This is a genomic window from Saccharothrix sp. NRRL B-16314, assembly GCF_000716595.1.
GTDB lineage: Bacteria > Actinomycetota > Actinomycetes > Mycobacteriales > Pseudonocardiaceae > Actinosynnema.
The window spans coordinates 1-13,175 of sequence record NZ_JNXC01000044.1 but is presented as its reverse complement, the minus strand read 5'-3'; the positions used below and the strand labels follow the sequence as shown (position 1 = coordinate 13,175).

The window sequence follows — 13,175 nt, the reverse complement described above, 5'->3', positions numbered from 1 at the left end:
ACTGTGCGGGCGGTGGCCTGCGCCGCGACAACTGCCTGCTTGAATCGCGGCCGTCAGTCAGAGGCCTGGCGCATGGCTGAACTTCTTCGCCCACCTTCACCAGCAAGGGGGCTGATCGACGTCCGGCTCGGCCCGGTGCCGTTGTGCTTGCCGAAAATTTCGTCCGTGCAGGTCAGGAGGTGATGTTTACCTCAACATCTCGAAGCACTCACCTTCGGAGCGCGCGCGAGTTCGTTCCGAACGTGAGTGGGGCTTGACGTTGTTCGATGAGATCGGGGAGGTCTTCGACGGCCGGGAACTGACTCTGCGCGACTACGTCGAGGTCGAAAATCGTTACGTCTGCGCGGTGCCCGCGGTCATGAACTTGCTCGGTGTGCAGGAGGCTGTCGCCGACGGGTGAATGCTGGATCTGGCACGGTTTCCGGATGCTGTTGGTGATCTTGGAAGTTACCTGCCGGTGGCCACGCCGCCGGTCAGAAGTTCACACACCCGTCGGGCGCTGCGACCGACTGCAACGAGCTGGGCGGCCTCGTCGAGCAGCGTCGGCCAGCCCCCGGTCGCGTCCATCAGCAACTTCTGGCTGGCGGCGTCGCTGAACCGGGAGACCTTCTCGTTCTCCGACACCGCCCAGGACCGCAAGCCATCAGCGGACAGTCGGCGCATGGCGATCACCTGGTCGGTGAAGCCGGCCAGGTGCGGCGCGTCCGGGTGGGTGAGAAGATCGCTGGTACTGACGTCCACCAGCGCCACCACCGTCCTCGTCACTCCGGCATTCGGCATCATGTCGAGAGCCTGCTGGAGAGAACCGATGGCGTTCTCCAGGCGGGTTCCGGACAGGTCCGACACCACCACCCGATGCCGGTCTCCCGCAGTGCCACCGGTCAGTTCCCTCCGGAACCTTGCGGGGCTTCCAGCCTTGTGGATGGTGAACCGCGCGCCGATCCGATCGGCCTCCTCGTTCAGGAGCAGCTGGATCCGGTTGATGCCGGCGGCCGGGGTACCGACAACGAGCAGCAACCGGTTGGCCCGCTCGATCACCGTGGCGAGCTGCCGCTCGGTCAGCGGCGAGATCGATCCGTCCTTCAAGGTGCGACGCACGTGTTCGGCCGACAGGCGGGTGACCTTGTCCTTCCAGTTCTCCCCGCACAGCTCGTCCTCGATCGTCTCCTTGGTTCCCAGGAGCCGCAGAACGTTGCTGGAGCGCAACCGCCACCGACCGTTCCGCTCCGACAGCACACCCAGTCCGCTCATCTCAGAGAGTAACGAGCGGAACTCGTCCGGGCCCCGATGCGGGAACCCGTCGGGCCACCACTCGTGGCACGTGTCGCGCAACGTGTTGGTGTCGACGGTGTGGTCGGCACCGTTGTCCAACGCGTCGAGTGCCACGATTAAGGCGATCAGCTTGTACCGCGAATCGAGTTCGAGGGTGAGCTGGACCGTCTCCCGAACCTTGCGCTGAACGGTGTCCGAACCGATGACCCGTTCAAGATCCTCGTCGCGGATGAGGTAATCCGGCCCTTCGGTGCCGGGGCGGCTCAACGACTCCCGCACGAGGGCGTCCCCGACGAGCTGCAACAACTTGGGTTGGTAGTTGCAGTAGGCGAGTACTCGGTGGACGAGCTCGTCGGATTCGAACGTGATGCCGAGGGTCTCCATCGGGGTGAACATCAGCCGGTACGCGGGATCCGGCGACAGCGGACCGATCACGATGGGGTCACCGAAGTGGGCGCCGGCCAAGGGCTGGTTGGGCAGGTGAGCGAACCTCTGCACCTGGTGCAGGCCCGCGAAAACCGGCGGCTTGAAACGCCGCTTGGTCGTGTTCATCAACTCGCGCAACCGAGTCGTGTGCCGGAAGCCGGTCTTGGCGTCCGCGTCGAAGAACATGTCGCACTCGTCGAGCAAATACAGCAGTCGCCGGCTCGGGTTCGCCTCCAGCCATGCGGTGACGGCCGCCTCGACGAACTGGGCGCTGTCACGCCGGCGGCGCTGCAACGGGACTATGCCGCGTTGGTCGAGTTTGTCGGCGATCATGCTCCACAGGTCGTCCACCTGGTCGGTGGAACCGAACCCGACGGGGAGTGACAGGTATACGGCTACACGTTCCGGCACGAGCTCGAATTGACGAGCCGCTGCTTGAAGCAGAGCCGACTTGCCCAATTGCCGACCGCCGTACAGGAGGCTGGTTCCGTAGTCGTCGATGACCTGGTGCAGCTCGTGCCTGCGTCCGAAGAACATCTCCTGCGGGACGTTGCCGATCGCATGGGGGTGATAGGGGTTCGTCGCCGCAAACGGCAACAGGATGCGTTCGGTCGTCGGGAACTGGCCTCCGCCGGTCGTGGCCAGGTAGGCGATCGCGGCATCGTCGAGCACCATGATCGGTCGGTCAGGCTGGTCGGCGCAGGCTTTCGCCAGCAGGTTGCGCTGGTCGATGGTCATGGTGCCGAACAACGTGATCAGGATGGGGTCCGTGGTCACGTCCTGCGCGACCCATGTGAGGAGGGTCTGCGCGTCCTGTACTCCCCAACACATCATGATCTTCAGCTTGTCGTCGGTCCGGGACCCGAACGCCGGCATCAACGCTTGGGGCATCCGCTTGAACCCGGTCAACTCAAACCACTTGCGGTTGGGGACGACGGCACGGCGAAAACCGACTTCATCCGAGCACCGCGCCGCTCCCGGACGGTCTTCATGCCCACCCACTGGCGCAGACCTTCCTCGGCGGCAGTCCGAGCGGCGTCCGACAGATGGCCGAACTCCAAGCCGTGTACGGATCCGCCACGCTCTGCCACCTGGACGATGTCGCTGTCCACACCGGTGCCGAACGACCGGGCCACGGCCAGGAACGCCGCCCGGTGCTCGGACACCTCCGCAGTTGGCGGTTCTCCGCCTGCCAACGCGTTGAGCAGGTACTCCTCCGCCGTGGCCAGGTCACCGGCGTCGATGCACGCCTTGATGGTCTCCGCCGCGTTGTCCGCAACCCGACCGGCGGCGGCGTTGAGCTCCTGTTGCACCCGCGACCACAGGGCAGCCTTCGCTTCTTCGGCGAACCTGGGCAGGTCCTCGGCGATACCGATGAGCTGGTGGCGCACCGTTCCGAGATCGTGCCGCTCGACTTGTGCGGCTTCCAGGGCCGCGATCACCTGCGCGTACTTTGTCGTGCCGAGCTGCCCCAGCCGCGCTGCCTTGTTCACGCGAGAGGAGATGTCCTGGCGAAACGCGCGGAGTTTTTGGCGGGAGCGGGTGATGCCCTGCTCCAGCCGGTTGGACATCTCTTCAACCTTCACCGGGTCGGCGTCGGCTTCGTCGTCGGCGATGACGTCCACAACTGTGCGGGCGGCGACGTAGTCCTCGTGCGCGAGGCGGTTCTCGAATGCGTCCATCCAACTGGTGGCGGCGGCAGCGGCGATGTGGTCAACCGTGATGTCGTCCAAGGGCGCGAGCCTGCCGTCCATGCGCAGCGACGGGCTGCGCAGCAGGTCGCGGTTGAGCACCACCACGGGGTCGGGTTCGGTCCCGGTCAGGCTCTTGCCGTCGAGCAACTGGGTGCTGCGGGTGAGGCTGGTCAGGCATGCGCGCGCGGACGCCGCTAGCACCCCATGGCTTCTCGCCGCAGTCGCCAAGATCGTCAACACCTACACCCGACCCGGCCAACGCGTCCTACTGCTCGCTTCGCCCCCCGACACGGCCCGGCCGCCCGCACCCGCCTCAACCGAACTCCGGACCCGCCTCGCGCGGAACGACTACGACGGACTGCTCGACGCGGCCCGAACCGTCGCCCGACTCGACCGCGACGTCCATACACGCACCGCTGACCCACAGACCGGATCCGGACCGCGAACCGTCCACCTGGTCCAGGACGACGGTCCCGAAGAGTCTCCCGACCGCCGACCCGATCCGCCCGTCATTGCCACCGCGCCGCGACCGGACCGCTTCGACCTGATCATCGCCGCCGCCGAACCGTTCGCCCTCGACGGGCTTCGTCCGACCAACTGGGCCGGATTCCTCAACCCGAACGGAACCCTCGCCGTCGTCACACATTGTGATCGATCCACCGGCAGGCTCATAGATCCGGCAGGCCCACTCGTACGCGCCGCGCACCACGCCGGCTTGTCCTACTTCGACCGGATCGCCTTGCTCCATACCCGCCTTCCCGACCCTTCGAGTACCGGGTCGCGCGGCTGTCCGGACGTACCACCCCAGCAGACAACAGCACCTGCCCGGCACATCCAGGCACACGCCGAACTCTTCCTCTTCACCCGCCGCACCAACCTCCTCAACGGCAACCGTGGGGAGGAGACCTCCGATGCGTGACCGCTCGCCAGGTCCGGCGACTCGCCGGTTGTCGGTCTGGTTGACCGGCCAACGTGACCACGTCACCCAGCTTCACGACAGCGGCTACGTGCCCGGCACCGAAGCCGACACGGACCGCGTTCCACCCGCCATCGCCGGCCACGCGATCACCGCCTACACCCACCCCGGCGAACTCGTCCTCGACCCGGACTGCGGCACCGGAACCGTCCTCACCGAAGCCTTGCGCGCCGGTCGGCACACCCTCGGCCTGACCTCCGACGCGCGCTGGTGGGCCATCGCCCGCGCCAACGTCACCGCGGCCAGACGCGACGGCGCCTGCCACGACGGCTCGGTACTCGACGCCGAACCCAAGACACTTGCCACCGCCCGCGCCGCCGGCTTGGTGGGCCGAGTCGGGCTCGTCCTGACCGCCCTGCGCACAACCACCGCCGACCCGGCAGGCCCGGAACGCGACCTCGACTCCGCCTTCAACAACGTCGCCACGACGCTGAACCACTGCGAACCGCTGCTGCGCCCCGGCGGACACCTGATCGTCATCGCCCGCCCTGTGCGACATCCCGACGGATCCCTCGCTGACGTCACCACCCGGCTGATCACCGCCGGCGTCACCGCACGCCTGATCGCGGTCGACCGGTGCGTCGCCCTGACCGCCGAACTACGAGGCAACCGCCTGATCACCCGCGCCACATTCGCCGAACGCCGCGCAGCCCGCTCGTGCGCAACCGGCACACCCTTCGCACTCACCGCTCACCACGAAGTCCTCGTCTTCCAACGCGCCGCCGACACCGAGCTGGTCTCCGCCGCAACCCACCGGCAGACCTCACCCATGCAGACCACACGTCACAACCTCTCCGGTCTCGAAGACCAGGCCCGGAGGCGAGTCGCATGAACACCTGCCCGCTCTGCGTGCCGTCGAACGGTCTCGACATCTCGCCACCTGCCGACACGACGACCCAACTCGCCCAGGCGAGCAGCACATGACCGTTCCGCATGACGTCTCCTCGCGCCCTACAGCCGAACAGGACCTCGTCCTCGGCTCGCTGTGCACCGGCTACGGAGGCTTGGACCTCGGCGTGCTCGCCGCCCTCGGCGGAGGCCGCGTCGCCTGGGTCGCCGACCCCGACCCGCACGTCCGCACCATCCTCGCCACCCGAGCACCAGGCGTGCCCAACCTCGGCGACATCAGCACCGTCGACTGGGACCACGTCGAAGAGGTCGACATCATCACCGCCGGCTTCCCGTGCCAGGACATCAGCGCAGCCGGCAAAGGCCTCGGCATCCGGAAGGGGGCCCGCAGTGGCATCTGGCGACACGTCGTCGAAGCCGTTCGTCGTCTACGACCGCCGATCGTCATCGTGGAGAACGTTGCGGCGTTGCGCTGGCGCAACGGCGGGCTCGGCGCCGTACTCGGCGACCTGGCCGACATCGGGTATGACGCGAACTGGACAAGCGTTCGCGCCTCCGACGTCGGCGCCCCTCACCGCCGCGAACGCGTCTTCATCCTCGCCTTCCCGCAAGGCACGCGATTCATCGCCGATCACGACACCGGCGCCGCGACCGATCGAGGTCGTCGTCCGACTGCTGCCCACACCGACCGCCAGCGACTCGCGAGCCTCCGCGCGGCTGACCCATTGAAAACCCAACCCCAGCCGACGGCCATCGGACGCCTCGCTGACCGACGCCGTGCGACTGCTCCCCACACCGGCAGGCAGCAACCCAACGACGGCGAATCACCCTCGACCTGGCTCGCCCGTCAGACGACACACAAGACCAGAGGAATCAACGGCAACGGCATGGGTATGCCGCTCTCCATCGCGGTCCGGCTCCTGCCAACCCCAAGAGCGACCGACCGCGGCACAACCCAGAAGTCAAGCCCCGGATTCCGCCCACTGTTGAGCCAGCAAGTGCTCCGTCTACTGCCGACACCACGTGCCACCGAAGGGGTCAGCGGGTCGCCAAGACAACGCGGTTCGAAGGGCGATCTGACCTTGTCGTCGACCATCCTCCAACTGCCGGTGATACCTGGGGTGACTACGCACCTGCCATCGAGCAATGGGAATCGAGCCTAGGCAGAGCCGTTCCCGCGCCGACCGAACAGGGAGAACAGGGACGCCCCATGCTGGCGCCACGCCTGGTGGAGTGGCTCATGGGTCTACCCGAAGGCTGGGTAACCGACCTCGCGCTCAAGCGGGTGGCACAGCTTCGTGCACTTGGCAATGGCGTCGTCCCCCAGCAGGCGGCGTACGCCGTGCATCTCATGCTGGCCGACCTCGTCACCTTCGAAACCATGAGCGAAGACGAGGGAAAAGCGGCATGACACCTCCAACTCGACTGCCGGTCACAACGTCATCACTCCGTCTGCTGTCGCTCGGGGCGGGAGTGCAGAGCACCGCGGTCCTACTGCTCGCCTGTGAAGGCACCATCCCCAGGTTCGACTACGCGCTGTTCGCAGACACGGGCTGGGAACCACGCGCCGTCTACGCCAACCTGGACCGACTCCGCACCTTCGCCGGATCGAAGGGCATACCCGTACGCACGATTACCGCAGGCAACATCCGAACCGACGCACTCGACCCCAGGCACCGGTTCGTCTCCATGCCTCTGCACACGCTCAATCCCGACGGGTCACGTGGTCTCGCACGAAGGCAGTGCACGAACGAGTACAAGATCACGCCACTGAAGAAGACAGCTCGCGAACTCCTGGGGTACCCGCATCCCCACCGCGTGCCTCGCGGCGTGTACGCCGAGCAAGCGATCGGCATCAGCACCGACGAGTTCACGCGCGCCAAGGACTCAGGCCTGCGATTCCTGCGCAACGTGTTCCCGCTGATCGAACTCGGTCTCGATCGAACGGCGTGCCTCGACTACCTCGCCGAACGAGGGTTCGCCGACACGGTGAAGTCGGCATGCGTCGGCTGCCCGTTCCACGGCAACGCCGGCTGGCGATGGATCCGCGACAACGACCCCGACGGCTGGACCGAGGCGGTCGAGTTCGACAGGGCCATCCGCCACGGTCACCCGCGCGCCACAGCCCAAGGCCAGCCTCTGCGCGGACAGTACTTCCTCCACCGCTCCTGCCTCCCCCTGGATCGGGTCGACCTCGACGCTCCGGCGAAGCGCAGACGACACCTCCAATTGCTCGCCGTCGACCCGGCAGAAGAAGCCGATCCTGACGGGTGCTCGCCGTGGTCCTGCCGATCTGGTGCGTCGGTCGACACCGAAGCGGCTGCGTGACGGTGGTGCCGGCCACGATCGAGGTATCGGCCGTTCGGGGCGGAGGGCGCTACTTTTCGTCGGCGGCCCGCGGCCATGCCGTGGGCGTCGCGCTGATCACTCGGGGGGTGTGAGGAGGCATGGAGTCCGCTGATTCCGGTCGGTTCGTGCGTGTCGTCCTGCCGGACGAGGTCGTCGAGTGCCTCGCCGCGTTGACGACGCTCGCACGCGTCTGGGCCGAGCGGGCTCCGGCCGATCCCGACGCGTTGCTGACGGCCGAGCAGCTGGGGGAGTTGCTCCAGCTCTCGCCTCGGACGTTGCAGGACCAGGCCGCCGCCGGGGTGCTGCCGCATCACCGGTTCGGCAGGCACTACCGGTTCTCCCGCAGCGACATCAGCGCGATCCTGCGGCTCTCCGAACAGTCGGCGAAGCCGCGGCGCAAGCGCCTGAACATCGCCTGATCGGGTGCCGTCCCACGGGAACCGACGAACGGGAGCACTACGTGGCATACGGAGAACAAGAGTCGAACGGCCCCAACGGGTGGCGATGCCGATACAAACGGCCCGATGGGACGTGGGGGAGCAAGGCAGGGTTTCCCTCGGAGAAGGCAGCGAAGGAATGGGGTGCGGAGCAAGAGGCGTTGATCCGTCGGAACATGTGGATCGACCCGCGTGACACGGAGACGCCGTTCGGTGAGTTCGCCGAAGAGTGGTACGAGGCGGTTGTGCCGCGTCTGGAACCCAACACCAGGGTCAAGTACCGCTCGTACCTGGACAATCACCTGCTGCCGCAGTGGCGGCGGCTGTGGCCGATGATCGGCATCTTCAACGGCTACGTCGAGATCGAGCGGTGGCTGACAGGGCTGCACGACGAGGAGTACGCCGAGTCGAGCATCGCCTCGATCTTCGCCACGTTCTCCACGATCCTCAACGCCGGTGTCCGGGCGAAGATCATCCCGGCCAACCCGTGCTACGGCATCAGGGTCACCGGCGGTGAATTCGAGAACGAGCGGCTGCTCGCCACGCCGGTGCAGGTGCTGCGCGCGGCGATGAGGTTGTACGAGTCCGAGATGGGCCTGTCCGGGTTCACGCTGTGCCTTCTCGACTTCTACACAGGAGGTCGCTGGAGCGAACTTGTCGGGCAGGAGCGGCACGAGTACGACGAGTCCGAGCGGGCGATCACCATCCGGTATCCCCTCAAAGAGGTCAACGGGAAGCTGTTGAAGGCGGGAGTCGAGGTATCGCACGACCGGCCGACGGCCCGGCCGGATGTGGGACACATCACTCCGCGCCGCACGAAGGGCAAGCGGGGTAGGACGAAGACCCCGGCGGGGACCAGGCCGATCGCGTTGCCGCCTAGCATCGCTGTGTTCTACGAAACGCTGCTCGACAGCCACCGCGGATCGTTCGCCTTCACCTCGCCCGACGGCGCGCTCCTGCGACGGGCGAACTTCCGACAGCGGTTCTGGCGACCGGCTTGGGACGGGCGCAAGCCGGAACAGCCGAATGCACGTGACCACACACCGGCGATCCTGCCCTGGATCACCTTCCAAGAAGGCCGGCACACGCACGCGACCTGGATGGTCGAGGACGGCGTGCCGCAGGTCGCCCGTCGAGCCAGGCTCGGACAGAAGATGAAGGGCATCGCCAGGGTCTATGACCGTGACGAGCGTCATGAAGGCTCAGCTGATCAACGGCCTGGAAGCGCGATGGCTCGGATCGCTGCTGGCGCTCCGGGAGGACGAGTTGGCCACAATCATCGGATGGTTCCCGTACCTGCGGACCACCGTCGCAGACCTACGAGCACTACCTTGCGAGAAGATCGTCTCCGATTCGTCTCCTTTGATCTTGCACAACATGCAAGAAGCCCGGCCTCAAGATCGAGGGCCGGGCTTCTGACCTGCGTATATCGCTGGTGGACGATACTGGGATTGAACCAGTGACCCCTACCGTGTCAAGGTAGTGCTCTCCCGCTGAGCTAATCGTCCGAGGCGGAGACGGGAATCGAACCCGTGTACAGGGCTTTGCAGGCCCTTGCCTAAGCCACTCGGCCACTCCGCCATGATTCCCGAAGGCTAGCACTCAGGAGTCTTGGCCTGAGCCCAAGGGCCCTCTGCCGAGCGGATGACGAGACTCGAACTCGCGACCCTCACCTTGGCAAGGTGATGCGCTACCAACTGCGCTACATCCGCATGCTCCGTGGATTTCTTGGAACTTTTCCCTTTTGGGGCTGTCGTTCCGGTCTTCCCCGGTGCGAGAGGAACTTTATTACATGGACCGCGGCGGGATCAAATCGGGGGTCCCTTGATCTCTCGACAGGCCCGCCACCTGCGCTTTTACGTGAGATCGGTGGAGATGAGGTGGGTCAGGGCCTCGTCGACGTCGACCCACAGGTGCTCGTTGCCGGGCACCACGACGTCGTACGTCCGGTCGAGGAAGTCGGCCAGTTCCTGCGCGGACGCCTCGAACATGGCGTGGCCGGAGGGGGAGCTCAGTTCGATCACCACGACCTCGGGGTCGTCGGCGGCGGGGCGGATTCGGACGTCGCCGTCGCCCGCGTCGGCGATCAGGCCGTCGGCGAGCAGGTCGCGGGCGAACACCCACTCCACCCAGCCGGCACGACCGGTTCGGAACGCGGCGACTACCGCGTACGGGTCCTTCGTGTCATAACGGAGCTCCACCTGCACCGGGACGGCCGGGGTCCTCGGGGCCAGCAGGTCGAACACCGCTGTTGAGCGGAGTGTCACGTGGTCGTTGCGCATCGTCGTTACCCTCTTCTCCCTTCCCGGCCAATGGAACGACCGAGTTCTCCACTTGTGACGGATATGTGGCGTGGAACGCTCGAGATCAGGTGGTTTATCACCCGATTGGTGCCATATCACTCCACTAGGCGACCAGCTCGATGCGTTCCGTGTCCACTGCGTCCGGCTCGCTCCCATCTTGCTGGGTTTGGCCCGTACCCGGTACCGGCTGTTGCGCGAATGTTGGACGTGAGGGGGTCTCTGGTGGCTGCCCCGCACGGCCTACCGCCCGTCCGCTCCGACCGGCGTCCCGCCGACGTGTGAAGCTCGTCGGACGGCTGACGGTCGGTGACCGCGCGGCATTCGGTGAACTGTACGACCGGCAAGTAAAACCGGTGTATTCACTCGCCCGCGCATCCGCGTCGACCTCGGACGTGGTCGGCGACCTGACCGAGGACCCGGCCCGGGAGGTCTTCCCGAACCTTGGGCAACCCGGCGCGCTACGGCTGATCGCGTGGCGGCTTCGGCGCGTGATCGATGGCCGTCGTGCACCACCGCGCGGTCGACGCGGTGCGCCGGGAGAACACCCACCGTAGACGAAGTGCCCCGTTGTCAGGCCAGGTCTCCGAAAGGGTGTGCGGGGTCGGTACGGCTGGCCGAGAAGCGGGACGAAGTCGTCGCCCGGCCGAAAGTCGGCGCGTCTGTGCAGGTAGGAGGTGGAGTGCTGATCGATATACCTGTGAACATGGTGAGGTCGCACACATCGCGATCACTGAAAGGGTGCGTGGTGCCGTAGCGCGTAGGTGCGGTGTGCAAGGGAGCGGGTGTGCGGGCCTGTGCCAGGCGACCGCTGCCGCGTCGAGTGGTGTGGTGTCAGCCACAAGTCAGGCCGGTGGGCCGGTTCGGACGATCCGGTCACCGAGGTGCCCGCATGGCACCGCGAAAGTCTTCCGAGCTCGACCCAGAGGGGGCGGGGCTTATGAGCGATGATGTGTCCATGACCGCAGAGCAGCGCGAGGACACCGGCGAGCGCAAGGAGCAGCGCCACTGGTTCCGTCGCAACCCCGCGATGAACATGACTTACCGCATCGGGGTGGGAGTGGTCGGCGGCCTGGTGCTGCTGGCCGGCGTGCTGATGATCCCGTACCCCGGACCGGGATGGCTGGTCGTCTTCGCGGGTCTGGCGATCCTGGCCACCGAGTTCGAGTGGGCGGGCAAGGTGCTGAGGTTCGCCAAGCGCTACTACGACGCGTGGGTCGCGTGGCTGAAGCGGCAGAACCTGGTGGTGAAGGCGCTGGTGCTGGCGGCCACCGGCCTGGTGGTGGCCGTGACGTGTTGGCTGCTCGGTGCGTTCGCGCTGGTCGGCGGCTGGTTCGGGCTCGACTGGGCCTGGTTGCAGAGCCCGATTTTTGGTTCGCGGGGATGATGTTGTAAGCTATGGCCACACCGCGAGAGCGGGTGTGACAACCGAATACGGGCGTTTAGCTCAGCGGGAGAGCGCTTCGTTCACACCGAAGAGGTCACTGGTTCGATCCCAGTATCGCCCACAGTGTGTTTGTGCAGGTCACCGGCCCGCAGGCGGATCATCGTCTGCGGGCCGGTGATCGTTCTGGGGAGCAGTCTGGGAGCAGACCTCCTTTAGTGACGATCGCATTTGTGGTCGGATTCGTTCGTCTCCGGTGATAAAACTGCTGGTCGCGCATCTATGGTCTTGATCAACATTCGAAGTGTCGTGGTGAACACTTCGTACGCGCCGAAGAGATCGCAGGGTGCGGTTGATTGCCGATCGGGTCGGTTGGGCGAGTTGTGCGACGTCTTGCCAGGTCGGATCGGCTGCCACCGTGTGCTGGTCCGCTTCCTTACGTCCTGGGCTGGTGCCGTTACGGGAGGGTGCCCGGTGGTCGGGCAGCAGCCGGGGATTGATGCACCGGTGCGGCGATCGCTGTGTGATCGGTGCGGTCCGCGGGTGCGGGTTGGTCCGGGCGCGCTACGGCGACCTTGTGCCGCAGCGGCGGCAACTGCACATCTCTGGTCGCCGACGATCGGCCGAGCAGGGCCAGCCAGCCGACAAGCCGGACAAAGATCAGGTACAGCAGTCGTAACGCCATACCTCACGACCCTGCTCTGAGGCCCAGAGGGCAGGATCGCCGCAGCTCACAGCTCAGCGTCCCAACGCAGAGTTCTGGAACCCCACAGGTTGGACAGTCGATCGAGGCAGGTAAGAAAGCACGGCGAGGCTCCCGGTTGTGGCATCGGATTTTGGTCGCCTGCTGTGTTACCGGGTGCCTTGCCCGTCCCGCAGCCCTTGCGCCGTGACCTGCACCATCACGATGCAAAGGGCTCAATACGGCAGGACGTACGCGTGGCTCATGTCGGAGTCGTGCTTGGTTGTCGAGCCGCGCGAGTCGGTGAGTCCGACGGCCGTTCCCTGGGTACCGGCGGTCTCACCGCTGAGCCACTCGGCCTTGACGTAGGCGTTGAACCGGGGGATGCAGCCCGGCGCCTTGCTCACGGTGAAGTCCACCTTGTTGAGTGGTACGTACTTGTGGTGCACCCAGTACGGCACGTCGTGCGTGACCTCGACGCTGCTGTCGGTCTTGCAGAGTGTGCCGTCCGACTTCCACTGGTTGACGAAGAGCGTGAACTTCACCAGCGCCGTCCCGTACTTGTCACATGGCGTGCTGGGCCAGCAGATCATCAGTTCGACGTCGCCGACCACGTTGAGGCCTTGCACGGTCGAGGGGAGGTCGAAGTGGTCGAGCGCGGGCAGTCGCACCACAGGGGTGCCGGCGTTGAGGCTGTGCACCCCTGGGCTCACGCTGGACTGCACCGGTTGTCCGTTGGTGGCGTTGGTGACGGAGGTGTCGGCGAACGTGATGTACCCGCTGACCAACCGGTAGGTGGCGTCGTT

General features: G+C 66.1%; 13 protein-coding genes and 4 tRNA genes. 10 read left to right on the top strand and 7 right to left on the bottom strand.

Annotation, left to right across the window (positions count from 1 at the left end; genetic code table 11):
- The first annotated feature begins 253 nt into the window (after positions 1-253).
- Positions 254-400 carry a hypothetical protein gene (locus OQ02_RS44425; RefSeq protein WP_156077530.1) on the top strand — a complete coding sequence of 49 codons (147 nt, stop codon included), beginning with the start codon at positions 254-256 and terminating at the stop codon, positions 398-400.
- Between the two features lie 47 nt (positions 401-447).
- On the opposite strand, the gene OQ02_RS36495 is transcribed toward OQ02_RS44425, so the two are convergent.
- Positions 448-2,448 carry a hypothetical protein gene (locus tag OQ02_RS36495; RefSeq protein WP_231500388.1) on the bottom strand — a complete coding sequence of 667 codons (2,001 nt, stop codon included), beginning with the start codon at positions 2,446-2,448 and terminating at the stop codon, positions 448-450.
- A 155-nt stretch (positions 2,449-2,603) separates the two neighbouring features.
- A complete protein-coding gene (locus tag OQ02_RS36490) occupies positions 2,604-3,539 on the bottom strand; it encodes a hypothetical protein (RefSeq protein WP_156077528.1) in 936 nt (311 codons plus the stop codon).
- A 13-nt stretch (positions 3,540-3,552) separates the two neighbouring features.
- On the opposite strand from OQ02_RS36490, the gene OQ02_RS44420 reads away from it, so the two are divergent.
- The 7 genes from OQ02_RS44420 (at position 3,553) to OQ02_RS40470 (ending at position 9,466) form a co-directional block, all read left to right on the top strand.
- The gene (locus OQ02_RS44420) at positions 3,553-4,311 is read left to right on the top strand and encodes a hypothetical protein (protein WP_156077527.1); all 759 of its coding nucleotides are present in this window, start codon (positions 3,553-3,555) and stop codon (positions 4,309-4,311) included.
- Positions 4,304-5,200 carry a DNA methyltransferase gene (locus OQ02_RS36480; protein ID WP_156077526.1) on the top strand — a complete coding sequence of 299 codons (897 nt, stop codon included), beginning with the start codon at positions 4,304-4,306 and terminating at the stop codon, positions 5,198-5,200. The genes OQ02_RS44420 and OQ02_RS36480 overlap by 8 nt, the downstream gene beginning before the upstream one ends.
- An 88-nt stretch (positions 5,201-5,288) precedes the next feature.
- Positions 5,289-6,380 (top strand): DNA cytosine methyltransferase, encoded by a 1,092-nt coding sequence (locus OQ02_RS43130; protein WP_081916193.1) that lies wholly within the window; start codon positions 5,289-5,291, stop codon positions 6,378-6,380.
- 47 nt (positions 6,381-6,427) lie between these two features.
- The gene (locus tag OQ02_RS36470; protein WP_033443245.1) at positions 6,428-6,628 is read left to right on the top strand and encodes a hypothetical protein; all 201 of its coding nucleotides are present in this window, start codon (positions 6,428-6,430) and stop codon (positions 6,626-6,628) included.
- Positions 6,629-6,690: 62 nt separating this feature from the next.
- Positions 6,691-7,545: a hypothetical protein gene (locus OQ02_RS36465; RefSeq protein WP_033443244.1), complete on the top strand. Its 855-nt coding sequence runs from the start codon at positions 6,691-6,693 to the stop codon at positions 7,543-7,545.
- Between the two features lie 119 nt (positions 7,546-7,664).
- Positions 7,665-7,985 carry a helix-turn-helix domain-containing protein gene (locus OQ02_RS36460; protein ID WP_081916191.1) on the top strand — a complete coding sequence of 107 codons (321 nt, stop codon included), beginning with the start codon at positions 7,665-7,667 and terminating at the stop codon, positions 7,983-7,985.
- A 194-nt stretch (positions 7,986-8,179) separates the two neighbouring features.
- Complete coding sequence (locus OQ02_RS40470; protein WP_331281572.1) at positions 8,180-9,466, top strand: integrase; 1,287 nt, start codon at positions 8,180-8,182, stop codon at positions 9,464-9,466.
- Here the strand turns inward: OQ02_RS40470 and OQ02_RS36450 are convergent.
- From OQ02_RS36450 to OQ02_RS36435, 4 genes are all read right to left on the bottom strand, one after another.
- Positions 9,437-9,511: transfer RNA gene (locus OQ02_RS36450), tRNA-Val, on the bottom strand. The two genes, OQ02_RS40470 and OQ02_RS36450, sit on opposite strands and share 30 nt — an antisense overlap.
- A gap of 1 nt (position 9,512) precedes the next feature.
- Positions 9,513-9,584 (bottom strand) — tRNA-Cys (locus OQ02_RS36445).
- A 58-nt stretch (positions 9,585-9,642) separates the two neighbouring features.
- Positions 9,643-9,715, bottom strand: a tRNA-Gly gene (locus OQ02_RS36440).
- Between the two features lie 144 nt (positions 9,716-9,859).
- Entirely contained in the window at positions 9,860-10,285 is a 426-nt protein-coding gene (locus OQ02_RS36435; RefSeq protein WP_033435346.1) for an SsgA family sporulation/cell division regulator, read from the bottom strand.
- Between the two features lie 976 nt (positions 10,286-11,261).
- On the opposite strand from OQ02_RS36435, the gene OQ02_RS36430 reads away from it, so the two are divergent.
- Both OQ02_RS36430 and OQ02_RS36425 read left to right on the top strand, forming a co-directional pair.
- On the top strand, positions 11,262-11,690 hold the full coding sequence (locus tag OQ02_RS36430; RefSeq protein ID WP_033443243.1) for a TIGR02611 family protein: 429 nt from the start codon (positions 11,262-11,264) through the stop codon (positions 11,688-11,690).
- A gap of 49 nt (positions 11,691-11,739) precedes the next feature.
- Positions 11,740-11,811 (top strand) — tRNA-Val (locus tag OQ02_RS36425).
- A gap of 794 nt (positions 11,812-12,605) precedes the next feature.
- Here the strand turns inward: OQ02_RS36425 and OQ02_RS45230 are convergent.
- Positions 12,606-13,175: hypothetical protein (locus OQ02_RS45230; RefSeq protein ID WP_033443242.1), on the bottom strand; the 570-nt coding region annotated here is incomplete at its 5' end.

Bases quoted from the DNA above. Each gene is read 5' to 3' on its own strand.
- OQ02_RS36435 (WP_033435346.1), bottom strand. From the start codon at position 10,285: ATGCGCAACGACCACGTGACACTCCGCTCAACAGCGGTGTTCGACCTG.
- OQ02_RS40470 (WP_331281572.1), top strand. From the start codon at position 8,180: ATGTGGATCGACCCGCGTGACACGGAGACGCCGTTCGGTGAGTTCGCC.
- OQ02_RS43130 (WP_081916193.1), top strand. From the start codon at position 5,289: ATGACCGTTCCGCATGACGTCTCCTCGCGCCCTACAGCCGAACAGGAC.
- OQ02_RS36430 (WP_033443243.1), top strand. From the start codon at position 11,262: ATGACCGCAGAGCAGCGCGAGGACACCGGCGAGCGCAAGGAGCAGCGC.
- OQ02_RS36460 (WP_081916191.1), top strand. From the start codon at position 7,665: ATGGAGTCCGCTGATTCCGGTCGGTTCGTGCGTGTCGTCCTGCCGGAC.
- OQ02_RS36480 (WP_156077526.1), top strand. From the start codon at position 4,304: ATGCGTGACCGCTCGCCAGGTCCGGCGACTCGCCGGTTGTCGGTCTGG.
- OQ02_RS36470 (WP_033443245.1), top strand. From the start codon at position 6,428: ATGCTGGCGCCACGCCTGGTGGAGTGGCTCATGGGTCTACCCGAAGGC.